This is a genomic window from Mesorhizobium sp. M0848, from assembly GCF_040319805.1.
Lineage (GTDB): Bacteria > Pseudomonadota > Alphaproteobacteria > Rhizobiales > Rhizobiaceae > Mesorhizobium.
In genome coordinates, this window is record NZ_JAMYOM010000018.1 from 102,133 (window position 1) to 127,436 (window position 25,304).

Annotated in this window: 27 protein-coding genes and 1 pseudogene; 17 read left to right on the forward strand and 11 right to left on the reverse strand. The window is 60.4% G+C overall.

The features are described 5' to 3' along the window. Window positions 1–10 precede the first annotated feature (10 nt). From NKH95_RS21130 to nanR, 3 genes are read right to left on the reverse strand one after another with little or no spacing between them, the layout of a single operon-like run. Window positions 11–787, reverse strand: coding sequence for an HpcH/HpaI aldolase family protein (locus NKH95_RS21130; protein WP_352552133.1), 777 nt, complete (start codon window positions 785–787; stop codon window positions 11–13). A 46-nt stretch (window positions 788–833) separates the two neighbouring features. Continuing rightward, complete coding sequence (locus NKH95_RS21135) at window positions 834–1,139, reverse strand: putative quinol monooxygenase (RefSeq protein ID WP_023811937.1); 306 nt, start codon at window positions 1,137–1,139, stop codon at window positions 834–836. Next, window positions 1,139–1,846 (reverse strand): transcriptional regulator NanR, encoded by a 708-nt coding sequence (gene nanR / locus NKH95_RS21140; protein WP_023811936.1) that lies wholly within the window; start codon window positions 1,844–1,846, stop codon window positions 1,139–1,141. Before nanR ends, NKH95_RS21135 begins: the two co-directional genes overlap by 1 nt. Window positions 1,847–2,023: 177 nt before the next feature. Between nanR and NKH95_RS21145 the strand changes: the two genes are divergently transcribed. The 11 genes from NKH95_RS21145 to NKH95_RS21195 all read left to right on the forward strand — a co-directional run bounded on the left by NKH95_RS21145 (window position 2,024) and on the right by NKH95_RS21195 (window position 12,259). After that, window positions 2,024–2,203, forward strand: a complete 180-nt coding sequence (locus NKH95_RS21145) for a hypothetical protein (RefSeq protein ID WP_128304509.1) — start codon at window positions 2,024–2,026, stop codon at window positions 2,201–2,203. A 486-nt stretch (window positions 2,204–2,689) separates the two neighbouring features. Beyond that, window positions 2,690–3,805, forward strand: a complete 1,116-nt coding sequence (locus NKH95_RS33485; RefSeq protein ID WP_502895284.1) for a heme-binding protein — start codon at window positions 2,690–2,692, stop codon at window positions 3,803–3,805. Next, on the forward strand, window positions 3,802–5,682 hold the full coding sequence (locus NKH95_RS21155) for a methanol/ethanol family PQQ-dependent dehydrogenase (protein WP_352892843.1): 1,881 nt from the start codon (window positions 3,802–3,804) through the stop codon (window positions 5,680–5,682). Before NKH95_RS33485 ends, NKH95_RS21155 begins: the two co-directional genes overlap by 4 nt. Continuing rightward, on the forward strand, window positions 5,663–6,532 hold the full coding sequence (locus NKH95_RS21160; RefSeq protein ID WP_352892846.1) for a substrate-binding domain-containing protein: 870 nt from the start codon (window positions 5,663–5,665) through the stop codon (window positions 6,530–6,532). Before NKH95_RS21155 ends, NKH95_RS21160 begins: the two co-directional genes overlap by 20 nt. Then, complete coding sequence (locus NKH95_RS21165) at window positions 6,529–7,062, forward strand: c-type cytochrome (RefSeq protein ID WP_128304512.1); 534 nt, start codon at window positions 6,529–6,531, stop codon at window positions 7,060–7,062. Before NKH95_RS21160 ends, NKH95_RS21165 begins: the two co-directional genes overlap by 4 nt. Before the next feature lie 14 nt (window positions 7,063–7,076). After that, window positions 7,077–8,072 carry a cytochrome c oxidase subunit II gene (gene coxB / locus NKH95_RS21170; RefSeq protein WP_352613359.1) on the forward strand — a complete coding sequence of 332 codons (996 nt, stop codon included), beginning with the start codon at window positions 7,077–7,079 and terminating at the stop codon, window positions 8,070–8,072. Next, the gene (gene ctaD, locus NKH95_RS21175; protein WP_352892849.1) at window positions 8,069–10,042 is read left to right on the forward strand and encodes a cytochrome c oxidase subunit I; all 1,974 of its coding nucleotides are present in this window, start codon (window positions 8,069–8,071) and stop codon (window positions 10,040–10,042) included. Before coxB ends, ctaD begins: the two co-directional genes overlap by 4 nt. After that, on the forward strand, window positions 10,039–10,644 hold the full coding sequence (locus tag NKH95_RS21180; RefSeq protein WP_352775747.1) for a cytochrome c oxidase subunit 3: 606 nt from the start codon (window positions 10,039–10,041) through the stop codon (window positions 10,642–10,644). Before ctaD ends, NKH95_RS21180 begins: the two co-directional genes overlap by 4 nt. Before the next feature lie 133 nt (window positions 10,645–10,777). Then, on the forward strand, window positions 10,778–10,987 hold the full coding sequence (locus NKH95_RS21185; protein WP_352442890.1) for a hypothetical protein: 210 nt from the start codon (window positions 10,778–10,780) through the stop codon (window positions 10,985–10,987). Next, complete coding sequence (locus tag NKH95_RS21190; RefSeq protein WP_352442891.1) at window positions 10,984–11,862, forward strand: cytochrome c oxidase assembly protein; 879 nt, start codon at window positions 10,984–10,986, stop codon at window positions 11,860–11,862. The genes NKH95_RS21185 and NKH95_RS21190 overlap by 4 nt, the downstream gene beginning before the upstream one ends. Further along, window positions 11,843–12,259, forward strand: coding sequence for a c-type cytochrome (locus tag NKH95_RS21195; RefSeq protein WP_352442892.1), 417 nt, complete (start codon window positions 11,843–11,845; stop codon window positions 12,257–12,259). The genes NKH95_RS21190 and NKH95_RS21195 overlap by 20 nt, the downstream gene beginning before the upstream one ends. Before the next feature lie 78 nt (window positions 12,260–12,337). Here the strand turns inward: NKH95_RS21195 and NKH95_RS21200 are convergent, their stop codons facing one another. The 5 genes from NKH95_RS21200 to NKH95_RS21220 form a co-directional block, all read right to left on the reverse strand. Continuing rightward, window positions 12,338–13,177: a hypothetical protein gene (locus NKH95_RS21200; protein ID WP_352442893.1), complete on the reverse strand. Its 840-nt coding sequence runs from the start codon at window positions 13,175–13,177 to the stop codon at window positions 12,338–12,340. Continuing rightward, window positions 13,174–13,566, reverse strand: a complete 393-nt coding sequence (locus tag NKH95_RS21205) for a phage holin family protein (protein ID WP_352442894.1) — start codon at window positions 13,564–13,566, stop codon at window positions 13,174–13,176. The genes NKH95_RS21200 and NKH95_RS21205 overlap by 4 nt, the downstream gene beginning before the upstream one ends. After that, the gene (locus NKH95_RS21210; protein ID WP_352442895.1) at window positions 13,563–14,168 is read right to left on the reverse strand and encodes a hypothetical protein; all 606 of its coding nucleotides are present in this window, start codon (window positions 14,166–14,168) and stop codon (window positions 13,563–13,565) included. Before NKH95_RS21210 ends, NKH95_RS21205 begins: the two co-directional genes overlap by 4 nt. A gap of 316 nt (window positions 14,169–14,484) precedes the next feature. Next, entirely contained in the window at window positions 14,485–15,330 is an 846-nt protein-coding gene (locus tag NKH95_RS21215; RefSeq protein ID WP_023811920.1) for a manganese catalase family protein, read from the reverse strand. A 172-nt stretch (window positions 15,331–15,502) separates the two neighbouring features. Then, window positions 15,503–16,420: a glycoside hydrolase family protein gene (locus tag NKH95_RS21220; RefSeq protein ID WP_352442897.1), complete on the reverse strand. Its 918-nt coding sequence runs from the start codon at window positions 16,418–16,420 to the stop codon at window positions 15,503–15,505. A 360-nt stretch (window positions 16,421–16,780) separates the two neighbouring features. Here NKH95_RS21220 and NKH95_RS21225 point away from each other — a divergent pair, with 360 nt between their 5' ends. Together NKH95_RS21225 and glf are read left to right on the forward strand one after the other, a co-directional pair. Further along, window positions 16,781–17,953 (forward strand): glycosyltransferase family protein, encoded by a 1,173-nt coding sequence (locus tag NKH95_RS21225; protein ID WP_023811918.1) that lies wholly within the window; start codon window positions 16,781–16,783, stop codon window positions 17,951–17,953. Window positions 17,954–17,955: 2 nt separating this feature from the next. Then, window positions 17,956–19,098 carry a UDP-galactopyranose mutase gene (gene glf, locus NKH95_RS21230; RefSeq protein ID WP_352613341.1) on the forward strand — a complete coding sequence of 381 codons (1,143 nt, stop codon included), beginning with the start codon at window positions 17,956–17,958 and terminating at the stop codon, window positions 19,096–19,098. 88 nt (window positions 19,099–19,186) lie between these two features. Here the strand turns inward: glf and NKH95_RS21235 are convergent, their stop codons facing one another. Beyond that, entirely contained in the window at window positions 19,187–20,353 is a 1,167-nt protein-coding gene (locus NKH95_RS21235; RefSeq protein ID WP_128305822.1) for a beta-glucosidase, read from the reverse strand. Window positions 20,354–20,558: 205 nt separating this feature from the next. Between NKH95_RS21235 and NKH95_RS21240 the strand changes: the two are divergent. From NKH95_RS21240 to NKH95_RS21255, 4 genes and pseudogenes are all read left to right on the forward strand, one after another. After that, a pseudogene (locus NKH95_RS21240) lies at window positions 20,559–21,434 on the forward strand (MBL fold metallo-hydrolase). 339 nt (window positions 21,435–21,773) lie between these two features. After that, complete coding sequence (locus tag NKH95_RS21245; protein WP_352677659.1) at window positions 21,774–22,508, forward strand: Crp/Fnr family transcriptional regulator; 735 nt, start codon at window positions 21,774–21,776, stop codon at window positions 22,506–22,508. A 19-nt stretch (window positions 22,509–22,527) separates the two neighbouring features. Continuing rightward, a complete protein-coding gene (locus NKH95_RS21250) occupies window positions 22,528–22,764 on the forward strand; it encodes a DUF6894 family protein (protein ID WP_127296098.1) in 237 nt (78 codons plus the stop codon). A gap of 195 nt (window positions 22,765–22,959) precedes the next feature. Further along, window positions 22,960–23,202: a hypothetical protein gene (locus NKH95_RS21255; protein ID WP_352552161.1), complete on the forward strand. Its 243-nt coding sequence runs from the start codon at window positions 22,960–22,962 to the stop codon at window positions 23,200–23,202. A gap of 681 nt (window positions 23,203–23,883) precedes the next feature. Here the strand turns inward: NKH95_RS21255 and NKH95_RS21260 are convergent. Then, entirely contained in the window at window positions 23,884–24,936 is a 1,053-nt protein-coding gene (locus NKH95_RS21260; protein WP_352442904.1) for an NAD(P)/FAD-dependent oxidoreductase, read from the reverse strand. Next, window positions 24,933–25,217, reverse strand: coding sequence for a DUF6894 family protein (locus NKH95_RS21265; protein WP_352613335.1), 285 nt, complete (start codon window positions 25,215–25,217; stop codon window positions 24,933–24,935). Before NKH95_RS21265 ends, NKH95_RS21260 begins: the two co-directional genes overlap by 4 nt. Between the last annotated feature and the right edge of the window lie 87 nt (window positions 25,218–25,304).

Sequence of the window (25,304 nt, forward strand, 5' to 3'; positions counted from 1 at the left end):
TCCTCCGCTCCTATTCGCACCCGGCGCGGATCTTGGAAACCGCGTCGGCGATCGCGTCGTGCAGAATCCAAACGTCGCCTGAATAACAAATAAAATCAAAGCCTTGTGCGTAGAAGTCGTGTCCCTGCGCGACGTTGGGAACCAAGCGTCCAAGCGATTTGTTGTGCTTCTTGGCGGCGGCAACGATTTTGGCCATTGCAGCAGAGAAAGTGGGGTGGGCGAAGTCGCCAGGAATGCCGAGCGAGACGGACAGGTCGAAATGTCCGACCCACAGACAATCGACCCCGTCCAGTCCCGCGATGCCCTCAATGTTCTTGACGCCGTCGGCGGTCTCGATCAGGCAGATGAATGTCGAGCGCTTGTTGGCGGCTGAGAATTTATCAGCGACCGAGCCCGGACGGTAGCGGTCATGAGCGATCTGCAGCGCCACGCCGCGGACGCCGGCAGGGTGATATTTCATGGAATTGATGATGTGCTGCGCCTGCTCGACGGTACTCACCATCGGGGCGATCAGGCCTTCGGCCCCCATGTCCATGGCGCGGGCAAGGAAATGGTAGTCCTGCGATGGCACACGCACCATAACCGGCAGGTCGGCCGCTTCGAAATAGCGGATCGCACTCTTCACCGTTTCCAGGCTGAAGCCCGAATGCTCCATATCGAAAAAGACGAAGTCACAGCCAGCGGACTTCAGGATGTGACCTATACCCGGCGTCGCGAACTCGGCGACGAGCGTACCAAGTTTGACCCGCCTGTGAGAAGTTAACGCCCTGAGACTTGGCTCTGACATGCACTTCCTCCCGTTCGCCCAAAAGGGCCAATCCGCCTAGTTCTCGTCAATGCGTGGCCTCAAGAACGAGGTCGCAGGTCATCACCAACTTGGTCACGACGAGCGGCGCGCTCTGCGTATTGAATTCGTCGAAGTGAGCGGTGCGGCAGTGCTCCTCGAATGCGGCCTCGCTATCGTAAATCTCATAGAGCAGGACCCGGTCCGGTTCGCCGCGCGCCTCCGTCACGTCAAAGCGGCGGCAGCCGGCCTCGCTGCGCATCGACGCGGTTGCATTGGCGTCCACAAGTTCGCGGAATCTGCCCCGGGCACCCGGCTTGAGGCGGAAATCGACCCAGACCACGAAGCCCCTCATCACTTGGCACCTGCAATTTCCAGATAGCGCCTGGACACATATTCCAGATGCCTGCGCATAGCCGCTTCGGAGGCGTCTGGATCGCGCGCGGCGACGGCATCAAAGATTTCGCGATGAGCCTCATAGGCCTTGCGGTCTTCACCTTTGGCCAAAGTCGTGCGCCGCTGTTCGAGCAGCCATTCGGCCAACGCCGCGTGGATAGCTGTGAAGATTCGATTGCGGGTGATCACCGCCAGCACGTAGTGGAAGTCCACGTCGGTGCGCTCGAAGCGCGTCAGGTCCCCGATCGACTGTCGGTTGATTTCAAGCGCCTCTTTGAGACTTTCAATATCTTCTGGGGTGGCATTGATGGCGGCGTTGCGGGCAAGACCGACTTCGAAAAACAAACGCGCGCTCTGGAAGTCATGAACCCCGCCGGGGGCCGAAATCATGTGACGCGCCGGCCCCGAGAGGGCGTCGATCACGAATTGGGGCGTTGGCCGAGTGACGCGGGCGCGCTCGCCGGATTTCACCTCGACAAGGCCCATCTTGCTCAGATGCAGCAGGGCTTCGCGGATTGAAGGGCGCCCGACCCCAAACTGCCGCATGAGTTCCCGTTCGGATGGGAGCCGGTCGGCTTCGGCCAGCTCTCCCTCGCGGATCATCCGCTCAAGGTGCGCTGCAACCTCGTCCGAAAGCTTCCGCGGCTTGATCAGAACTCCGATCATTGGCATACCTGTTATACCAATACGCTATGGCCCCAGAGCGCCTCTGTCAACGATCCTTCTACCAACAGACGCTCGTGACCAAGTGAGAACGGTCATTGTTCTTCCTGTCAAACGAGTATCTATCGGCGTTCGCCCAACTGAGACGCCGCACAAAGTTGGAATGAATCTGGCGTAAAATTGGCTGGGCGCATCGACGCCGGCATCGAGGAGGCGCTCGCCCGCTTTGGCATCGATACTCGTGGCGCAGCAGACGGCTGGGGAGCGACACTCGACAGCGTATATGACGGAGCGATTGAGGCGCTGACCTCCCTTGATGCTAGCTTTGCAAAGGCACTAGCGATCATCGCCGAGGGCTGAGCATGGCAGACATCGATGCTACACAGCGCGTCATCGAACATCTTTTGACGCATTTCGCCTGACCAAAAGCGGGCGCAAGCAGTCCGGCGGCAACGGGCTGTAACCGACTGTCAGGTCTCGGCAGGCATTTGAGATAGCTGCCGTTCTCCATACGATCCCCAGTTGGACGATAAGACCAAGCGTCCCAACAGCCAGAAGCGGACATCGTCAACGAGTTTAATTTACGCAGCCAGGATCGACCTCGCAGTTCGGGCCGATGCGACACCCATCCGGAACGCCATAGCTCAAAACCCCTCAAGCGCTTCAGCGCAGCGTTGCAAAAGGTCAAGCTGCGTTGCGGACCTCGGGTCTGCCGTTCGTTCTCCTCCGTCACGGCTGGTATACGGAGAACCACACGCCTTCCGTGATCCCTGACCTCTCTGGGCAGCATGATCCCGACCGCTTCCTGCAACGGAGGGCGATCATTTCCACTAAATCCAATGCTTTATGAGGAAAGCCGGTGGTACCGTTGGCTGGGATCAGTTCGCCCATCAACCAACTGTTTTTGTCACGTTTTTCCTTCCTGCGGGGTGTTGTTTGTATCACAATATGTATCACAGCAGGCAGCACAATCTCGCCGCGGATATTCCGCCGGCGACACGGACAGACGGCAACTTGCATCGGCGTACGAGGGGGCTGCGCAATTTTTTGCAGAAGCAGGAACATAGCTGCATCGCCCAAGTTAAATACCGACGGCATTGGATCACGGCTTCATTCTCGCATTTCCAGTCTGCCAGAGTGCTCCGGGATTCTTTGATGCTCGAACGAATGGGCAGGACAATGTATCGCTGTCAGCTTTTGCTATCAGCCTTTGGTCTGGTGTTGTTGACGGGTGGCCTGTTCCCACAGGGCCAAGCCATGGCACAGGCGCCCTGCCCGGCCGACCACGATAAGCTGCTCGCTGTCCTCAAGGCCAATGTGAAAGCAAGCGGCGGACCTGCCAACGGTGGCTTTGAGACCAACGAATGGGCCGCTATCGTCGCCCGCGACGGCGCCGTATGCGCGATCGCTTTCAGCGGTCCCACCGCCGATTCGCAATGGCCAGGCAGTCGCCTCGTCGCGGCAGAGAAGGCCAACACGGCCAATGGACTCAGCCTGGCGCAGATGGCCCTATCGACGGCCAATCTCTACGCGGGGGCGCAGCCGGGCGGGCCGCTTTTCGGCTTGCAGGAGACCAATCCGGTCAACCAGGCCGCGGCCTATGCGGGCGATCCCAAAACGTTCGGAAGCGCCAGCGATCCCCTCGTCGGCAAGCCGATTGGAGGCGTCGTTGTGTTTGGCGGCGGGCTTGCCCTCTATGACGGCAAGAGCATCGTCGGAGGCATCGGAGTCTCCGGAGATTCCTCATGCGCCGATCACAATGTCGCCTGGCGTGTTCGCGCGGCGCTCGGCTTCGACAAGGTTCCCGCCGGGGTCAATCCCAATCGCAAGGACGCCATCGTCTACGATCTCGATCCCGGCGGCAAAAGCGCCTCGGGCTGGGGTCATCCGCTTTGTGCCGGCACCGAGGCTGACATCGCGGCGGAGCTCGGCGCCGGCGTGGGAGGCTCGATCCACAAATGAAAGGCATGCTGCACCCGGCACCAGCGCGCGTTGACGCAGGACAAGGCGCCCGCGCATTGGCGACCTGGAATTCTTTTCGCACCTGCATACTCTCGGTGATGCTGCTGGCATGCGGCCCATTCCTGAGCGGTGCCTCGGGGCCGCCATCGGCGGCGGCTATTGCGCCGCCCGCCGCCGCCGCGCCACCCGATGACGGGCAATGGACAATGCCGGCCAAGAACTACGCGTCGACCCGCTTCAGCGACCTGACCGAGATCAACGAAGGCAACGTCAAGAACCTGCAGGTCGCCTTCACCTTCTCGACCGGCGTGAACAAGGGTCAGGAAGCAGCGCCGCTGGTTGTCGGCAACATCATGTACATCGTCACGCCCTTTCCCAACATCGTCTACGCGCTCGACCTTTCCAGGCCCGGCGCGCCGATGAAGTGGAAGTACGAGCCCAACCCCGAGCCGGCGGCACAAGGGGTGGCCTGCTGCGATGTCGTCAACCGCGGCGCGGCCTTCGCCGACGGGCGTATCTTCTTCAACACGCTGGACGGCTACACGATCGCGCTCGATGCCGGTACGGGCAAGCCGATCTGGAACGCTCATATCGGCAACATCAACATCGGCGAGACAATCACCATGGCGCCGCTGGTGGTGAAGGGAAAAGTTCTGGTCGGCAATTCCGGCGGCGAAATGGGCGTCCGCGGCTGGGTGAAGGCGCTGGATGCCGGAAACGGGCATGTTGTCTGGACGGCTTATGGCACTGGACCCGACAAGGATGTGCTGATCGGCCCGGACTTCAAGCCCCACTATGACATGGACAAGGGCACAGACCTTGGCGTGACGACATGGCCGCCGGAAGCCTGGAAGATCGGCGGCGGCAATATGTGGGGCTGGATCTCCTACGATCCGGACTTGAACTTGATCTTCCACGGCACAGGCAATCCAGGACCGTGGAATCCGGATTTGCGGCCCGGCGACAACAAATGGACGTCCGGTATTTTCGCGCGTGATCCCGATACCGGAGCGGCGAAGTGGTTCTATCAGTGGAGCCCGCATGACCTCCATGACTATGACGGGATCAACGAGCAGATCCTTCTGGACATGACCTGGCAAGGCAAGCCGCGCAAGGTCCTCGTCCGACCGGAACGCAACGGCTACCTCTATATCCTGGATCGGACCACTGGCGAGGTGCTGTCGGCCACAGCCTATGGCCCGGTCAATTCCAGCAAGGGCGTCGACCTGAAGACCGGCCGCCTGATTGCAAACCCCGACAAGAGAACCGGCACCGGCAAGGTGGTGCGAGACATTTGCCCGACAGCGTCGGGCCTCAAGGACTGGCAACCATCGGCCTTTTCGCCGAGGACCGGCCTGCTCTACATCCCCCACAACAATCTCTGCATGGACGAAGAAGGCGTCGAGGTAAACTACATCGCAGGCACGCCCTATGTCGGCATGAACGTACGCATGATCCCCGGGCCGGGCGGCAATCGTGGTGCCTTCACCGCCTGGGATGTTGCCGCCGCCAAGCCGGCCTGGGTCCTGAAGGAGAACTTTCCGGTGTGGAGCGGCACCGTCGTCACTGCCGGCGATGTCGTCTTTTACGGCACCATGGAAGGCTGGTTCAAGGCGATCAGCGCCAGGACTGGCGATCTCCTTTGGCAATTCAAGACATCGTCCGGCATCATCGGCCAGCCGATAACCTATCGCGGCCCCGATGGGCACCAATATGTCGCAATTCTGTCGGGCGTCGGTGGCTGGGCCGGCGCCATCGTTTCGGGCGACCTCGACCCACGCGATGCCACCGCGGCACTTGGCTTCGTCAACGCGATGAAGGATCTGAAGAACGCTACCACGGCGGGAGGCACGCTTTATGTGTTCCGGCTTCCTTGATGGATTGGACTTGACCGTCCGTCCGACGCGCAAGGCGTTCCAACGGGTGGCGATCGGCATGGCCGGGCTCGCCTTATTGCTCTTGCCGGCTATTGCCAATGCACGTGAGTTGAGAGTGTGCGCCGACCCGAACAACATGCCGTTTTCCAACGCGGCCGGTCAAGGCTTCGAGAACAGGATCGCGGAAATTATCGCCACTGATCTCGGCGCCAAGCTGACGTATACTTGGTGGGCGCAGCGCCGTGGCTTCATCCGCAACACGCTGAAGGCAGGTCTTTGCGATCTCGTGCCCGGCACGCCTGCCAATCTCGAAATGCTGCGCACGACCACGCCTTACTACCGTTCGTCCTATGTCTTCGTGACCCGCCAGGACGGCCCGGACGTGACCTCCTTCAACGACCTGCGGTTGCAAGAATTGCGCATCGGTGTTCAGCTCATCGGCGACGATGGCGCCAACTCGCCGCCTGTCCAAGCGCTTGGCCGCCGCGGCATCGTCGGACATCTGATCGGCTATCCCGTCTATGGCGACTACTCCGCTCCCAACCCTCCGGCGCGCATCGTCGAAGCTGTCGCGAACGGTGAGATTGATCTTGCCGTGGTCTGGGGTCCGCTCGCCGGCTATTTCGCCCAGAGGCAAAAGGTGTCGCTCCGGATCACGCCGGTCACGCCTCGCATCGACGGACCGCAACTGCCGCTGATGTACGACATCTCAATGGGTGTTCGGCGCGAGGACGATGCGCTGCGTGGCGATGTGAATAGCGCGCTTGCCAGACACAAGGCCGAGATCGACGCGGTTCTGGCGCAATACGGCGTACCGCGTCTGGACATGGCCGGGAATCCGGCGCGATGAGGCAGGCTCTGGCGATGTTGCTGCCCTTGACGCTGGCCCTGGTCGCCTGCCAGCGTGAGGAGCGCGATACCCGGCCACAATCGGCGCTCGGCTCAGGCGAACAGCCGACACCGGTGACCGCGCTTGAGCCCGGCGGCCAGCGGCCTTCCGCCAGTGACAACAAGGCGGCGAGCTTCGAGGCGAACGCCTTTCACCTTAGCGAGGGCAAGCGCCTGTTCGGCTGGTTCAACTGCTCGGGCTGTCACGCCAATGGCGGTGGCGGCATGGGCCCGGCGCTGATGGACGAAAAGTGGCTCTACGGCAGCTCGATCGAAAGCATCCATGCCACGATCCGCGACGGGCGACCAAACGGGATGCCGAGCTTCCGCCAGAAGATACCCGACGACCAAATCTGGGAACTTGCGGCCTTCGTACGCGCACTGAGCGGCAACGCGCCCTCCTCCGCCGCGCCGCAACGCAACGACGATATGATGGTGCACCCGTCTGAAAACCGCCTGCCGGATGCCGCGACGCTGGGAAAGTCGCCGTGAAACGGCTCGCCTTCATGGCGCTTGCCCCCTTGTGTGTCCTGCTTCTGCAGGGATGCGCAGGCTGGCAGTCGGCGCTGGACCCGAAAGGCCCCGCGGCCGGCGAGTTGGCCTGGCTGATCTGGTTCTTCACCGCGCTTTGCGCGGTTGTGTGGGTGCTGGTGATGATCGCGCTCGCAGCACCGCTGGTCATGCGATCGCGTCCCGGCGATGAGCCGCTCTTACTCGACGAAGGGGCCGAACGCCGCAAGATGCGCGTGGTTGTCACCGCTGTTGGGCTGACCGCCATAATCCTGATCGGACTTACGCTGCTGAGCTTTTTCGCCAACAGGACGCTTGCCGCCATTGGCTCGGACGCCGCGCTGACAATCAGGGTAACCGGGCATCAGTGGTGGTGGGAGGTGCGTTACGAGAATGCTACGCCGAGCCGCATCCTGACGACGGCGAATGAGGTCCACATCCCCGCCGGCGAGCCGGTGAGGCTTCTTTTGACCTCGACGGATGTGATCCATTCGTTCTGGATTCCAAGCTTGGCCGGTAAGCTCGACCTTATACCGGGTCACATGAACGTGCTGGACATCAAGGCGGACAAGCCGGGCGTCTACCGTGGTCAATGCGCTGAATTCTGCGGCGCGCAGCATGCCAATATGGGCACCTTCATCATCGCTGAGCCGCGTCCGAAATTCGATGCCTGGCTGAACGACCAGTTGCAGCCGGCCGGCGCGCCGGCGAGTGGCGAGGCCAAGGCCGGCGCGGACCTGTTCCTCAAGCGCCCCTGCGTGATGTGCCATAGGATCGGGGGGACGCCGGCCGGCGGAACGGTGGCTCCCGATCTCACCCACATAGCAAGCCGGAAAACATTGGCGGCCGGAACGCTGACGATGAGCCGCGGCAATCTCGCCGCCTGGATAGCCGACCCGCAAGGCATCAAGCCGGGTTCCCACATGCCAGTGGCAGATCTCAATGGCGACGAGCTCAACGCAATTGTGGCTTATCTCGAGGGACTGAAATGAGCAGCGCCGATATCACAGGCGACCGCCACATCCCGGAACTGGATACCGCCTCCAAGGGCGACCTCGCTCCCGAACGCGACGGACCCCGGGATACGGGAATGGATGATGCCAGTCTGCATCGCTGGCTCGAACGCACTTGGCGGACGCCGTCCGGTATCTTTGGAGCGCTGTCTAGCGTCGATCACAAGGTGATCGCACGACGCTATTTGATCACCGCATTTGTTTTCCTGTGTCTTGGCGGCCTCAACGCTGTGGCCATGCGTATCCAGCTCTCGGGACCGCAACGCGGCCTGATCGGGCCGGACCTCTACAACCAGCTGTTCACGATGCACGGCGTTACGATGATGTTTCTGTTCGCCGTGCCTATCGTCCAGGCGACTGGCATTTATCTGGTACCGCTGATGGTCGGCACCCGCAACATCGCGTTTCCGCGCCTGAATGCGTTCAGCTACTGGATCTACGTCTCGGGCGGCGCTTTTGCCTGGGTGTCCTTCGCCCTCAACATGGCTCCTGATGTCGGTTGGTTCGCTTACGTGCCGCTGTCCGGCCCCGAATTCGCACCGGGCAAGCGCGCCGACGTCTGGGCGCAGATGATCACGTATACGGAAGTGTCTTCATTGGCCGTGGCGGTGGCGACCATCGTCACCGTGTTCAAGCAGCGAGCCCCCGGCATGTCGCTGGACAAGATCCCGCTCTATGTCTGGGCGATGCTGGTCACTTCCTTCGTCGTCGTTTTCGCGATGCCGGCGGTGATGATCACCTCGACCTTCCTGATCCTGGACCGGCTAGTCGGCACACATATCTTCAACCCGGCTGAGGGTGGGGATGCCCTGCTGTTCCAACATCTCTTCTGGTTCTTCGGCCATCCGGAAGTCTACATCATCTTCCTGCCGGCGACGGGCATGGTCTCTTCGATCATCCCGGCTTTCGCCAGGCGACCGACATTCGGCCATCTCGGGCTTGTCCTGTCACTCTTCGCTGTCGGCCTCCTGTCGTTCGGGCTCTGGGTCCATCACATGTTCGCCACCGGATTGCCGAAGCTCGGCGCAAGCTTCTTCACCGCGTCCAGCATGATGATCGCCATTCCGAACGGCGTGCAGATCTTCTGCTGGCTGGCAACATTATGGGATGGCAGACCGGTGATCCGGACCCCGTTGCTGTTTGTCTTCGGCTTCTTCTTCATCTTCGTCATCGGCGGGCTGACCGGCGTCATGCTCGCCTCTGTGCCATTGGATCTTCAGGTGCACGACACCTATTTCGTCGTCGCGCATTTCCATTACGTGCTGATCGGCGGCTCGGTGTTCCCGCTGCTTGGCGCTGCGTATTTCTGGTTCCCGAAGATCAGCGGCCGCATGATGAGCGAACGCCTTGGGCGTTGGCATTTCTGGCTGGCCTTCATCGGGTTCAATGCGACCTTTTTCCCGATGCATCTCGTCGGTCTATGGGGCATGCCACGACGGGTCTACACCTATCCGGCCGAGCTTGGCTGGGGCAACATCAACCTTTTCATCTCGGCCGGGGCGCTGCTCTTCTTCCTGAGCTTTGTGCTGTTCACCTTCAACCTCGTGCATGGCGCGTTGAAAGGCACCTCGGCCGGCAACAATCCGTGGGACGCAGGAACCTTGGAGTGGGCAACATCCTCGCCGCCGCCGAGCTATAATTTCGCACGCATTCCCATCGTCACCCATATCGAGCCGCTCTGGGCCGAGCGCGAGACGCTCTCTGTAGCGACCGGGCTGCGCGTCGATGCGCGCGAGCTCCTCATCTCCACCGTGGCGGAAGCTCATCCCGACATTCGTGAGAAATCGGCCACACCGTCGATCTGGCCTCTTTTCGCGGCGCTCGCCGTCGGTGGTACGTTTCTCTATTCGATTTTTACGCCTTGGGCCATCGTCTGGGGCGCCGCGCCGATCGCCATCACGTTGATCGGTTGGTTCTGGCCGAAGGGCGATCCGGAGGACCAGGAATGAAGCATCGAGTTGCCGCCGATCTTTCAGGACTGCCGACCTTCGGGCATGGTCCGCATAGCCCGACCTGGTGGGGCACGCTGGGCTTCATGGCGCTCGAAGGCACCGGTTTCGCGCTGGCGGCGGGCGCGTATCTCTACCTTGCGCTGTCATGGCCAGCATGGCCGCTCAGCGCACCGCAGCCGAACCATTGGCCCGGGACGATCGTCACGATTTTGTTTGTCGTCAGCCTTGTGCCCAACCACATCCTGCACCGCTATGCCAAGCAATGCTCCATTGTTCCGGTGCGGATCGGCCTGTTGGTCATGTCGCTGCTCGGCATCGCTCCGCTCGTCGTGCGCTGGTTCGAATTCGCCGCCCTCAACATCTATTGGGACACTAACGCCTATGGATCGATGCTCTGGGTGCTGCTTGGCCTGCACACCACGCACCTCATAACAGATGTCGGCGACACCATCGTGCTGACAGTGCTGATGTTCACGCGCCACGGCTATAGCGGCCGGCGCTTCGGCGATGTCGGCGACAATGTCTTCTACTGGGATTTCGTGGTCCTGACCTGGATCCCGATCTACGTGCTCATCTATTGGGCGCCGAGGCTAGGCTGAGATGCGAGCGTTGCGGTTGGGAACGTCTTGGGGTGGTCTTCTGTCAGGTCCGCTGGCCTGGGCGGTCTCGACACAGCTGAATTATGCGCTGGTGCCTTGGCAATGCAACCGCCAGGTGCCGGTCGTGCTTCCCGTGGCGCTGCTGCTCGTCTTGTTGTCGCTGCTCGGCGGGGCGCTGTCGTGGCGGGCGAAGCGGCGAGGCGGTGCCGGATTCAAACCGGAGCGTACGCGCGGCACAGAGCGCTTCGTCGCCAATCTCGGGATGTTGTCGGCGTTGCTGTTTGCGCTTGTGATCCTCATGCAAGGCAGCGCGGCGCTGATCCTGGATGAGTGCCTGCGATGAACCTGGACGCGCTGTTCCCTACTTCCATCTGCTACGGCGCCGGCGCGCCCGGGGCCGGGTGGACGCTCGCGCTGCCCATCACCCTGCCACTCGCCGTGCTTGCCTTGATATATGTCGTTGGCGCGAGCCGGCTTTGGCGGCGCAGCAGCCGCGGCAGGACGTTGCGGCTGCGCCAGGCTCTGCTGTTCACGGCCGGATGGGGCGTGTTGACAGCCGCATTGGTCAGCCCGATTCATATGCTCGGCGAGCAGGTCTTTGCGGCGCATATGATCGAGCATGAACTGCTGATGGCCGTGGCGGCGCCGCTGTTGGTCTCTGCCTGCCCGGCTGCTGCCTTGATGTGGGGCCTACCCACCCGGTTCCGGCGCATTCTGGGAATTGCCGGGCACGCCAATTGGCTGAAGGCGGTCTGGGCTTTCGCAACGCGGCCGTTCATGGCGACCATTATCCACGGCATAGCCATATGGATCTGGCACATTCCGGTGTTATTCGAAGCCGCGCTCGAACGCGGCGTGCTGCACTATGCACAGCACGCGAGCTTCTTCGGAACAGGGCTGCTGTTCTGGTGGGTCCTCTTGCCGCGTCCCGGCCGCCAGCATGCCTATGGGAGCGCAGTGATGCACCTCTTTGTCACCTCGCTGCATACCGGGCTGCTCGGCGTCCTCCTGTTGCTCTCGCCACGCCTCTGGTACCCGGATAACGCCGTAGGAGCGGCACTGTGGAATTTGAGCCCCCTGGAGGACCAGCAACTTGCCGGGCTGGTGATGTGGGTTCCGGCTGGATTGATATATGGCGGCGCAGCTCTGCTGCTGGCCGCGTTGTGGATCAAGGCGAGCGGAAGGAGGGAGGCGGCGCATGCGTACGAGCTTGTCTAAACTGCTTGGCGCGGTCATCGCCGCGCTAGTGCTGCTCGTCGCGGCCGTGGCCGGAATGACTTGGTGGTCCGATCGGGCCGCGCGCGTCCGCCACGAGGCGGAGGCGGCCACGGGCGGTGACACTGCGAGGGCCTTGCCGATCATGACTGCGAATGGCTGTTCCGGCTGCCATACGATAACGGGCGTGCCGGGCGCGCAAGGGCAGGTGGGTCCTCGCCTGGATGCCAGTCTTGCTGGCCGCGTCTTTATCGGCGGCGGGCTGGCCAACAATCCAGAGAACCTGATCCGCTGGATACGATCGGCCAGGGAAATCGATCCGCACACGGCCATGCCATCGACACGGATCACGGAGCAGCAGGCGCGCGATATCGCGGCCTACCTCTACGCTCTAAAATGATCTTAGCGGTTCATCGTCTGAACAACAACGCCGGCCCTTCTGAAGAGACCGACTATCGTTGATCCAGGATCATTCAAGCTAGGTTTGACCCTGAGACGGATCGGAAATCCGTTCACGCACGGCGTGCTCGGTTTTGTCTGCTGTGGACTTCACGATCTCGCCGAGCTGATCGGCCATCGTGTCTGCTTCCATATGTTGCCGGCCAGCTTCCTGCTTGATGGTTTCATAGGCGTCGGCGGCGGCCTGCTTGGCCTCATCGAGACCCCTGTCCAGCATGGTTCCGGCAGTATCGCGAAGCTTGTCACCAAAGGCGCCTAGTTGCTCATCCTCCGTTGTGGTATGCGGCAGCATTGCACCGATAGCGGCGCCGATGGCGAGACCGACGGCCGCTACGGCCAAGGGTTGGTCTTCCAACAGATCTTGCGCGGAGCGGCTGGCTTTCGCCGCCATGTCACCAGTCATCGAGCTTGCATTGGCAGCGCTTCCCGTCAGACCCGCCGCAGCGGCCCTTGCGGTGCCCGATATGGTATCGCCGACGCTGGTAGCGCTCGATGAGAGCGAATCCGCGGCATCGGAGAGCGTGCCGCCGAAGCCGCCGCGCTCCCCTTCATCATGTCGTCCCGGCGCTGGAGGCAATGGGTAGCCAGCCGAACCGTGGGCCATGTTTGAGGTACCGCTGCCGAACATTAGCCAAGCCAGACCCGCGCCCACCATGGTGACCGGCAAAGGATTGTCTCGGACCTGCGTCCTGAGATTGCTGAGTATGGCCGAGCTCTCCCCTCCCGAGAACAGCCCGGTGAACTCATCCAGCAATTGTCCGGGCGTCATCTTGCCTCGAATAGATTCGGCGGTCTCCATCACCCGGGCGCGGGCTGCCTCTGCCTCGCGTTCAAGTTCGGCTGCGGATTTCTCTTTCATCTCACCTGTTCCTTGATCACGCTCGCATCGCGCTTGAGCTGTTCCTGGGTCCGGTCGGGGGTAAGTTCCGAAGGCGCCATGCTGGCCATCCCGGTCCGCAGCAGGATGACGCCGAGGACCGCCACGACCACACCGACCAGCAGGGAAGACCACCCCGCGCCAAGCCCTGCCCGCGTCAGTGCGATAACGAGTGCCTGCAGCAACACCAATAGCGCGGCGAGCAGGCAGATCGCGCCGCCCAGTACTTCCGCGGCACCTGCTCCGGCTTTGGTAAGCTTTTCAGAGAGCTCTGCCCGAAACAGCCTGGCTTCGGTTTGCACAAGCGTGGTGACGTTCTGGGCCAGGTCCGTCACCAGCCCGGCAAGGCTGGTATTGTCCTGTGTGCTCATCTGTCTTGCTCCGCATTCTGAGTGGCCGGATCCTCGCCGAGAAGGTCGAAATTCTGGGAACTGTCGGCGGACCAATCGGCGGCCTGGCTGGACGTGATGTCTCCCGACGCTCCCTGAGCTGCTTCAGGACCCGCCGGCGGAGAAGCCTTGATGAACCGCCCGAGAGCCAATCCGGCCAATACCGATCCGGCAAGCAAGACACCGGGATTTTGCCGGCCAAAGGACTGCACGTCCTCCAGGACCTGGCCGAACGGCTTCTGTTTCAATGACGATGAAAGCCGCTCCAAGCCACCGGCGGCATCCAATGCGAACTTCGATGCGTTCCTTTCATCGTTGTTGGCCAGATGGTCACTGGCCGCGCGCAGTGCGCCGCCCAGCGCCGCCAAACTCGATCCGATGTCGCGCTGAGCTTCCTCCGCCTTGTCGGAAATGACATCCCTGGCTTCAGATGCATAGTCGCCAGCCTTACGGGTCACCGTGTCACGCGCGTCGTGGAGCAACTCGCTGGCACGTTCTTGTTCCAGGCGAAGCCTGTCGGAAACGTCGCTTTTCGCCTTGTCAAAATCGGTGGGCTGTCCGCCCTGATCGTTCTCACGCTGCATGGGCCACCTAGTGAAGACCGAGGAAGGAGAGGACCGCGAGCACGACAACGATAAGGCCGATAAGATAGATAACACTGTTCATGTGCACGTCCTCCGTGGCTCCCAACTTCGTGGAACCTCCGATGTTCCATTAGGTGAAGCATTTATAGCTAAGCTGAAAATGGAGAGCTCGTCAGGCACACACCAACACGAATGAGCTGCGCTGTCTCTCGTACACAGCGCCAATTGGCCGATATAACCGGGTGCGGCCGAGTCAGCGAGAAGCGCCAAGGGGGAGACAGCCAGTGCCGGCAGCCTTCGGTATTGCTAAGACAGCCTATTCGGCTGCCTGCCTGTCGATCAACTGCTCGCTCTGGGCGCCTGAACTTGGCCTTGGCGGCGAAAGCATGGGCTCCTCGCCCATTGGCGCAGCGGCAACAAGGGAGAACTCGCCCCTTCCGTCTATCGACGGTCCTTCGCTCCAACGTCCCCGCGCTGGTTCGACACCTTCGACGAAGCAATTGATGAAGGCATAGGATACCTCCTGATGCTCCTTCTCCTGCGGAAAGGAGTTGGGGACCGGCAGAGACGCGTTCAATCCGCCCATGTCTTCGATCGCCGCGAGCCACTGCTGTTGATGCATGGTGTCGCGCGCAATAAGGAAGGACAGCATGTCCTTCATGCCGGGATCGTTGGTCATGTTGTACAGGCGGGTAGCCAGTACGCGGCCGCTTCCTTCCGCGGTGACGTTTGCGACCATATCCGCGGCAAGATTGCCGCTGGCATAGACATGCGAAGCATTGAAGGGAACGCCGTTGGCGTTTTCAGGCAGTGCGGCCAGGCCGGTCGACAAGATATGGCGGAAGTTCATCCCGTTGAGGACCGAGCCGCCGACCGTGTCCGACGAGATGTCCTCCTGCAGCGAAAGTGGTGCACCCTCTAGATTGAGGGCGACCGCAGTCGCCAGCATTTCGATATGGCCGAGTTCCTCGGTCGCCGTGTTCAACAACAGGTCGCGGTATTTGGCCGGTCCGCGGCATCCCCATGCCTGGAAGAAATACTGCAAGGCGACGCGGATCTCGCCTTCTACTCCACCTATGGCCTGCTGCAACGCGCGGGCAAAGACTGGATTCGGCGTTTCCACACGAACCGGGTACTGCAATTTCTTGTCGGTGTAATACATGGCTGACTCCTGGTTTGAAGTCAGCCGAACCTCAGCTCGGACGCATTGTTCCGTAGGAGGAACGTTTAATTCCGGCAGGCTTCCCGACGGAACGTCTCGAGCTACGGAAGCTCATTGCGCAATGCGAGCCGTCCAGTCGGTCTACGCCGTGGGTGCCCATTGGCACCGGGGATCATGCGACCTTGGAAAACAGGGCGACGTCGCATCTGGCCAGGCCGTAGCGCCACCGATGATCGGTCGTGGCGACCCGGCTTTGGTAAAACAACGATAGTTGGCTGCCTTCGATCATCACCGTCGAGTGGCCGTTCTCTCCCGGCTGGCCTGGCTCCAGCACCGGGCCGATCGATACGTAAGGTCCAGCAACGTCATCAGCGATAGCGAAGAACACGCGTTGCCGGTTCCCCCGAAGTCCATTCGGCAGAAAACAAGTGGCATTGAGAAGCACCCGACCGTCCGGCAACTCGACCAGCTGTGCGCCTTCTATGCCCCATTCATAGTCGGGATCCTCTCTCGTATTATGGTGAGGGACATCATTATGGTCGAGGATCTTGCCGATCCGCTTCCAGGGACCGAACCACGAGTCGGATTGGCTCCGTGCGAGGTAGATGTCGGGTTGCGGCACCCTGGTGAATTTTGGCATCGCGGAATAGACGAGGTAGCGCTTGCCGCCAATAACTGCGGGATGCGGATCGTAAATGCCGTCCTCCTCGGTGTCCGGGATGGCAAGGATCGCCGGGCTGAGAACCACCCACTGGAATCCGTCATTGGAAACCGCGTGCTCGCACCGGCCGCCAGACTTCATGAACTCGGTCTGGATGAACATATGAAAGACGCCGCTTTCGTGGATGACGCCGGGAGCCGCAACACCACTCCCGTTGATAGGAAGTTCGATCGGCGGATGCTCGGTCCACGGTCCATAGAGATCGGGCGCCGTGGCATGAAGGATCCTCCACGTCTCGGTGGTCACCGTGCCACTTGAGCCGAAGACGTGCCACAGACTGCCATCGAAGACAGGGCACGGGTCTTTGAGATCATCGACGCTTTGCGGATGAAACAGCGGAAAAACATTGGTCGCAAAGTCGATCTTCATATCAGCCCCGGAATCTTGCCCTGCCAAAACCGAATCGCCAGTCGTGCAGGCGAATCAACGTGATGTTCTGCACATTTTATAGCCGACAAGTTCAACGCAAATACGGCAATGCCGTTCTCCACCAGCATTCCCCAGTCGCCCCGCGCCTCAAAGCCCGCCGACACACGATAGCCGTTCTCGACTCAGCGAGCGGATCTCGTTTTCGTCTATCGAGCGGCGACTGAAGGCGCTCCATTTCACCTTGGAACAACTCACCTCGTTGAAAGTTAGGAGACGGGAACGAAGTTTAGTTCTCTCCCGTCCGCGACTAACAAATGTTAGTCGGAACATAAACGACAGACTAAAGGAAGGAAATCTTCAATGGAAGCAGCCTTGGGTGGGGCAGTCGCCAGTAACCGCGCTGGCAGGGAAAATCTACTGGTTTGCTTCTCCCATTTGCGGTGGAATTTCGTTCATCAACGCCCGCAACATATCCTCAGTCTCGCCTCCATGCAGCAGAGAGTGGTCTACTTCGAAGAGCCTGTTTTCGAAGACCTGCCACAGCCGCTGATGCGGACGAGCGAGGCAGCGCCAAGCATTCTAATTGTGACGCCAGTGCTTCCGCTCGGCATGTCGGCCGCGAAAGCAGATGCCGTCCAGCGGAGATTTGTCCAGCAGATCATAGCTTCAATGCCGCACAGCCGGTTGATCGCTTGGTACTACACGCCGATGGCTCTGCGCTTCACCGAGCACCTCGACCCAGACATATGCATCTATGACTGCATGGACGAACTCTCCGCATTCAAGAATGCGCCGCCCGAGCTGGGGCAGATGGAAAAGGCCCTGCTGCGCCGCGCCGATCTCGTTTTCACCGGAGGCCTAAGCCTGTTCGAGACCAAGCGTCACCTGCATCACGCGATCTTCCCTTTTCCTAGCAGCATCGATGTGAAGCACTTTCACACTGCGAGACGCCCAGGAAAGGAGCCAACCGACCAGGCCGGCATTCCTCATCCGAGGGTCGGATATTTCGGAGTTATCGACGAGCGGCTGGACGTCGAGCTCGTAGCGCAGGCGGCGGAGACTATGTCGGACGTGCATTTCGTGATGCTTGGCCCGGTCGTCAAGATCGACCCCGCAACCCTGCCCAGAGCCGAAAACCTGCATTGGTTGGGCGCGAAGGCCTACTGCGACCTGCCCCACTATATGCGCCATTGGGATGCCGGTTGGATGCCGTTTGCACTCAACGAAGCGACCCGCTTCATCAGTCCGACCAAGACGCCAGAGTTCCTAGCGGCCGGTCTCCCGGTGATCTCGACGGCAATCGTTGACGTTGTGCGCAGCTACGGCGCTGCTGGACTGGTGGAAATCGCCGACAGTGACGATCTGGAAATCAAGCTGCGCTCCATTCTATTGCGACCTCGTGAGACGTTCCTGCCGCAAGTCGACGCCTATCTTGCGGACATGTCTTGGCAAAAGACATGGAGTGGCATGACCGCTCACATCGAGCGTGCCTATCGAGGTAAGAAGGTCATCCCTCTCCGCAGGAGTGCATAGCCATGTTCGATTGGCTGATCGTCGGCGCGGGATTTGCCGGCAGCGTGCTTGCTGAAAGGATAGCCTCCCAGCGCCACGAAAGTGTTCTCCTGGTCGACCGCCGCAGCCATGTCGGCGGCAACGCCTATGATTGCTATAATGAGGCCGGCATCCTCATCCATCGTTATGGGCCACATATTTTTCACACCAACAGCCAGTCGATCGTGGACTACCTCTCGCAGTTCACGGAATGGCGCACATACGAGCATAGGGTGCTGGCGGCCGTGGATGAGAAACTGCTTCCCATCCCGATCAATCTCGACACGGTAAATCGCCTTTACGGCCTCGACCTGAATTCCACACAGTTGGAGGAGTTCTTCGCGTCGCGGCGCGAAACCGTAGAGGACGTACGAACGGCCGAGGACGTCGTCGTCAGCACGGTGGGACGCGAACTCTATGAGAAATTCTTCCGTGGCTACACCAGGAAGCAATGGGGCGTCGATCCTAGCCAACTGAGCAAATCAGTGACGGCACGAGTGCCGACCAGAACCAACCGCGATGACCGCTATTTTAGCGACAGCTTCCAGAAGATGCCGGCCGGCGGGTACACGAGAATGTTCGAACGCATGCTCGACCATCCGAACATCAAGGTCATGTTGCAGACCGACTTCCGCGAAATTCGTGACGAGATACCATTCAACCACCTGATCTATACCGGCCCGATCGACGAATACTTCGGCTGGCAGCTCGGGCGTCTTCCTTATCGCTCGCTCCGTTTCGAGCACGTCACCCTCGACCAAGAGCAGTTTCAGCCGGTTGCCGTCGTCAACTACCCCCAGACGGAAAATTACACCCGCATCACCGAGTACAAACATCTGACCGGCCAGCAGAACGCGCGGACCAGCCTGACCTACGAATATCCCACCGATATCGGGGACCCGTACTATCCGGTGCCGCGGGCCGAAAACGAAGAGCTCTACAAGCGTTACGAAGCGCTCGGCGCAACCTGTCCCGACGTGTGGTTTGTCGGCCGCCTGGCAACCTACCGCTACTACAATATGGATCAAGTGGTCGGGCAGGCTCTGGCAACTTTCGCCCGCATCCAAAAGAGCGTCCCGGAATGGGCGAGCGCGAGGAAGGCGTCGTTGGCCGAAGGGGCGCTGTAGCTCCCCCACCTAGACGTACTTGGGAGCATCGGGCTTGGCAACGCGGCGCCAACAGCGCTCGCAACAGTCCCTTGTGCCGCTCATGTATTTAACGCGTCGGGTTCGCCGCGAACAAAGTTTGCTGGCGGGCCAATTCATCCGCGATGGGCGTGCGGACATGTCGGCTGCCGTTCGCCTGGATGACCGAAAACAATCCCACTTCCGCATGCCGCGAATTGTCCCAGCCCGGATAGGCGGTTATCGGGTATAGGCAAATACCTTCGATCGGCGCTTCGAGACCGATTGCGGCACGCACCTCGTCGCAGACATAATGGAGCCAAGCCGCCCCGCCCGATCCTTCGGAGCCGGTCTCGGCGATGAACATCGGCTTGCCGTATCGACGCGCGACCTCAATCAGCATCTCCGATAGGGCACGGTACTCGTGATGCCCCATCGGAATCGTCGGCCCGTTTAGGTACCACTGATTGTGTGGGTAGAAATTCAGGCCAACGACATCGACAACATCTTCGCTGCCCCCCAACTCTGGTTCTGCCCGGCCCAGCAGCATGTCGTAAGCTTCGAACTGTCCGAGACGGGCATTTTCGGCCCGGCGCCATTCGGTCCGCGTTCGGTCGCGAGGAGCAATGTGGATAAGCGGCTCGGCCCAGACAAATCTGCAAGCGGGATCGACCTCCCGCATTGCCCGAACGCCAGCTATTGCAGCTTTCACGAGGTGCCGCTTGAACCATCCCCGCTTCTTCGGGCCGACGCGCGGGAAATACCCGACCTCAACAGCCCAGGCGAAAAACGAAATTTCGTTGATTGGGCACAACAGAGGCGCTGTACCGGCGATTGAACGATGGACCCTCACAGCTTCCGCAGCGAACGAGGCATAGGCATCGATGAAATGCATCGACCCCTGTTCAACGTGGTCTGGAGATCCGTAGTGGAAAATGTCCCAGATGACCTGGACACCTGCCGATTGCGCTGCTTCGACCATCGGCGTCCAGCTTGACCAGTCATAGGTCCCAGGAGCGGTTTCGATGAGGTGCCAGCGCAAACCGTCGCGGATGGTACGAAGACCGAGTTCGGCGCAACCGCGGTAGTCGCCCAGGGCATGCAAATAATGCGACGTCGCGCGGATAAGATCGAGGCGAACGCCGTCCTTGCGCCGGTGCGACGAGCACTCAAAGCCAGCCATGAAAAAACTGGCGAACGCCGACGTGCCCGCAATCGAAGTCAAGCCATCGCTATCGCTTTGTGCTGCTTCGCTCATGCGGCAACCCCTTCTCATTTGCCATGCTGCACCATCGTCCAGTGTATTACTCAGGGCCAAACCCGGATGGTCGAGCCTTTGTTCCCCGATCGAGCCCACCGAGCCGGTGGAGCAGACAGGAGCCAGGGAACAAGGTGCGCCGAGGCAAGTTCGGGACCGAGCCGTCATCGATTGTCCAGCGGTTACAACGGAGGCAGGGAACAGTATGACCGTTCAGATTCGACTTTCCGACATCGACCATGCCAGGCGCGAGGATCGTGGCGACGGCGTCTGGAGCATCGCGCCGGATTTGGCCTATTTGCGGCTGACAATTGTGAATGTCGTGTTCTTCGGCGCTCCCGGCAGCGGAGATCGAAACTGGGTCCTGATCGATACGGGTTTGCCGACGTCGCGAAGCAGCATCCTGGCGGTCGCGGAAAAGCGCTTTGGAGCCGGCGCGCGGCCCGCCGCGATCATCTTGACCCATGGCCATTTCGACCATGTGGGAGCGGTTGTGGATCTGGCCGGCACATGGGATGCGCCCGTTTTCGCGCACCCGCTCGAGCGTCCCTATTTGGACGGAACCGGGTCCTATCCACCGCCTGATCCTTAGGTGGGGGGCGGCCTGATAGCGCTGCTTTCGCCACTCTTTCCTCGTGGCCCAATCGATCTCGGAGATCGCCTGCAACTCTTGCCGGCCGACGGATCGGTCCCCGGCATGCCCGGATGGCGCTGGCTGCACACGCCCGGGCATGCGCCGGGGCATGTCTCTCTCTGGCGCGAAGAAGACCGCTCGCTGATCGCTGGGGACGCCTTCATCACCACGGGTCAGGAGTCGGTCTATGAAGTCGCCGTTCAGGACTTGGAGATGCATGGTCCACCGCGCTACTTCACACCGGATTGGGATGCGGCGGAAAAATCCGTGAAACAACTGGCTGCGCTGAAGCCGCAGATGGTGATCAGCGGACACGGAGCGCCAGCTGCGGGAGTTGGCATGCGCCAAGCCCTCGACAGACTGGCTGAGCGGTTCACGGCATTCGCCGTGCCGCCGCGGATGAAGTTCGTGCGTGAGCCAGCCACTGTTTCAAATAGCGGAGCTTAGCGGAGCGCCAGGAGCTGTATTGCCGCTCCAAGGTGCTTGCAGATTGTCTCGGCGGAACAACCTCGTAGCGCCAGTTGGGGCATATGTTCCGTTGCGGACGTCAAAGCCTTGCCGAATTGGCGCCAATGGTTATCTCAGCGACAATTTCGAACACAGCCCATGTCATAGGTTAATGCGTGGCTCCGCAGGCTCCCCTATGGGCGGCATAACTGCGGGTTCGATTGTGCGGCGGTCCAATCACCCGCCGAACCGGGCCCGTTCTCCGCCGCCGCTCTGTAATGTCACGGAACTTTCAGCGCGATTGCAAGTTCGATAAATAACATAAGCTAGGTAGCCAATTTGTCTCCCACCTCATCCTCGGATGTACTTATCCGCAAACTCCTGAGCATCTCGGATGTTCGACAGACCGACATCGACGTTTTGAAGAGCATCCCGATCCAGGAGAAGGATTTTTTGCCCAACTACGACCTGGTGCGTGAGGGGGACCGTCCTGTCAGTTCGTTTGTCGTTTTGGATGGCCTGCTCGGTTCCACCAAACTTACCGGCGACGGCAAACGGCAGATTACATCCTTCTTTGTGGCTGGGGATATTCCGGATCTGCACGGACTGCATCTGTCGGTCATGGATTGCAATTTTACGACCCTCACAGCAGCTAGACTGGGCTTCATACGACATGACGCTCTTCGCGCCGTTTGCGAACAGCATCCTCGAATCGCGACGGCTTTTTGGCGGTCGACCCTGATCGATGCAGCTATTTACAGGGAATGGGTCACTAATGTGGGAAGACGCGAGGCATACACGCGCATGGCTCACATATTGTGCGAATTGATTTTTCGCTTGCGCTCGGTTGGACGCATCCAGGATCACGTCGCGGATCTTCCCATTACCCAGGCAGCCCTTGGCGATGCATTGGGCTTGTCCACAGTCCACGTCAACCGAATGCTTCAGGAACTTCGACGTAGAGGCCTCATCGCCACCACAGGATCAAGAGTGCATGTTCTGGATTGGCTTGGCCTCACTCATGCAGGTGATTTCGACACGACCTACCTGCACCAAAGAAACCCTGCAGTTTAGTGGTGACGGATGCTCTCGCATGGCACGATTTTTCTTTGATAGTGGCGATCACGATCTGGTCTTCGAGGACCAAATCGGCATCGAATGTGCCGGTTTGGAGGAGGTGCGCCGCGTGGGCTTCGAGGGCCTTATCGACCTTACGAGAGATGCACTCACTGAGGTGGACGGGCAGCAAGTGTTTGTTGAAGTGCGGAACGAAAACGGCGACAGGATTCTGAGGCTGAGCATCTCGCTTCAGATCAAGTTGATGAGGTGACGTGCGCACCGGACTTGCTGCGTCGAAAAGCTGCCGAGCGCCGGCACACGCCGCGTGGTCGGACAGTCGGACGAAGATGCCGCCGCGATTTGCGACCGACGACAAGTCGGGGCGGGCCCACATGGAAGAAATCGGCAAGGCACAGCCAGAAGGGCATAGCCCGTCCCATACGGCCCAACCGGTGTCGCGTATTTTTTGTATAAAGTTCTGGAACGCGCACTCTCGGCGCTCGTTCATGTTGTCTCAGCAGTGGGTGTCGAAGTGCAACGAAAAGCGAACGAAGCAAGCCGGGTAGCGAAAGGCCAGGAACTTGAGGTCGAACATCTGGTCGAGCTCACGGACATTGATCCCAAGCAGGCCCGAACGCTGCTTCGCAAGCACGGCGCCGATTGGCCGAAGCTCAAAGATGAGGCGGAAGCTCTGAAGAAGGAAGACTAATCGTCACCTTCCCAGCGGTTGGCGAGAAAGCTGTTCTAGCTCATCCTCATCCGTGATCCCCGCTTGGTAGTAGGCCAGAATACGTGATGCGCGGCGTTCCCTCTCGGTTGCGGTTTCGTTTTTGATTTTGCTGCGTGCGAAGACGCGACTGAGTAGGGCAACTTCTGATGGCGTGAAGGCGTCTCTATGCATCGCATCTCAACTCCGCGCGCCGCCCGTCTCGAGAGGGGCCGAGGCTGAAGCTATGGTTGCAACCTCTGATGCCGGCCAGCAAGAATCGCAGAACAGGTCGTCCGGCGCGCGCTAACGCTGGACGAGAAAGAATGTTCCACGTATTCTCACGAGGCAAACAAAATGGCGTCCGCTCGCAACGGCCTTTTATCGGTCTACGCGTGATCTGCCTCAACTACATCCGGAAAGCCTCTTCCTAGATGGAAAGCCCGCCCCGGACAAAGCCGAGACGGGCCGAAGCTGCTTCGGCAGCCTCAAGGCCCAGACAATGAGGGAGGATTGTAGGCCTGCAGCCAAACCTCGTGCCGCAGTGAATGTTCCGCGGCTGTAACTGTTGGCGAGATCATCTGCTGCGATTGCAGGGCGCGGCAACTTCTTGTCGGCCGGGGTTGAGACGTTCCGACGCGCCGTCAAGCGGCCGACATCCCGATCAGCCGCGTGGTCTCATGTTCATTGAGAAGGCTGATCTGCAAATCCAGTCCGCTCAGCGCTCTCCAACTCTCTATGGGCATGCGACGCGGCAATGGCAGCCTGTCCAAAAGCGACGGCTATCTGGTTCAACGCTTTGACAACGTCACCGATGGCGTACATGCCGTGGATGGAAGTCTGCTGATGCTCGTCGACTGTGACATAGCCGTCTTTACAACATCTTGCGCCAACGGCCTCGGCGAGTTGAGAACGTACCTTGCACCCCAGTGCCAGATAAATGGCATCGAAGCGGTCTGACGTCCCATCTTTCAAAATCGCCTCGCAGCCGTCTGCTGCCGGACAGAGCGTGTCGAGAGCGTCACCGATGACTATGCCTCTTGCCCTCGCCGCACGACGAGTGCTGAGCGAAAAGTCGGATGCGTCGCTCCCAAGCATCGTTATGAGCGGTGTAAACCGACTGAGAAAAATGGCCTCTTTCAAGGCTCTCACGTCGTGCCCGACGACCGCAATCTTCTGGTCGATCGCCTCATACCCATCGCATACCGGGCAGAGTCGAATGACACCTGCGGCAATTGCCTCGCGTAGACGCGGAATGACGGGTGTCGTGTCGGTGATCCCTGTCGCCAAAAACACCTTGCGTGTCCGGATTGCGCCAATCGAGGTCTCAGTGACGAACCCCCCATGGGCAGGGGCGAGGGAATAGACCTGCCCTCCAACCAGAGTGGCTCCATACAAGGTGGCGTGACGTCGGAGGCGATCCAGAATATCGGCTCCACTTATCCCTTCGGGAAAGCCAGGACAGTTATGGCTCGTTGGGATCAAGGCGGCACGAGGATCGCCGGCATCGATCACCAGCACGCGATGGCGAAAACGGGCCAGATATTGAGCGGCGGTGAGTCCTGCCGGCCCGCCTCCGACGATCAGGACATCTTCGGTCTCGGCGGCCGGTCGACTGACGTGGCTATCGTGCATGGTTCGGCGCATCACCGGCGAACGATTTGGTTCGTGCGATGTTCCAAGGGCGGTTTTCGAGACATCTGGCTCGACGGCGACAGCGTAGACACCAGGCTTCAACCCGACCGTAAGACGCCAGGCTCCTCTGTTTCCTTGAACTCTTCCGTATCCTTGGGCGCGGCGACCAGATCCTGGAATCCGAGAGTGGCGACGAGATAGCCTGCCTCATCGTAAACCTTCGTCACCCAACTGGTCGGGTCCACGCCGTCGACAATTCCGTCGAGCATGGCCTCTTTGGCAACGCGCTTCGCCTCCCTGACAGCCTCATCTCGATCAGCCATATCGGCGAAGATTGCAGGCTGCGACATGCCTTCGATAAACTCGAAGCGAAATTTCGGCATCGGTTGCTCCAGTCGGTGTGCCAGCGGATCGGCCATTTCTGGCAGGTTTGACGGTCAACGCGGCGGTGTCGAAAAGGATGCAGCGGA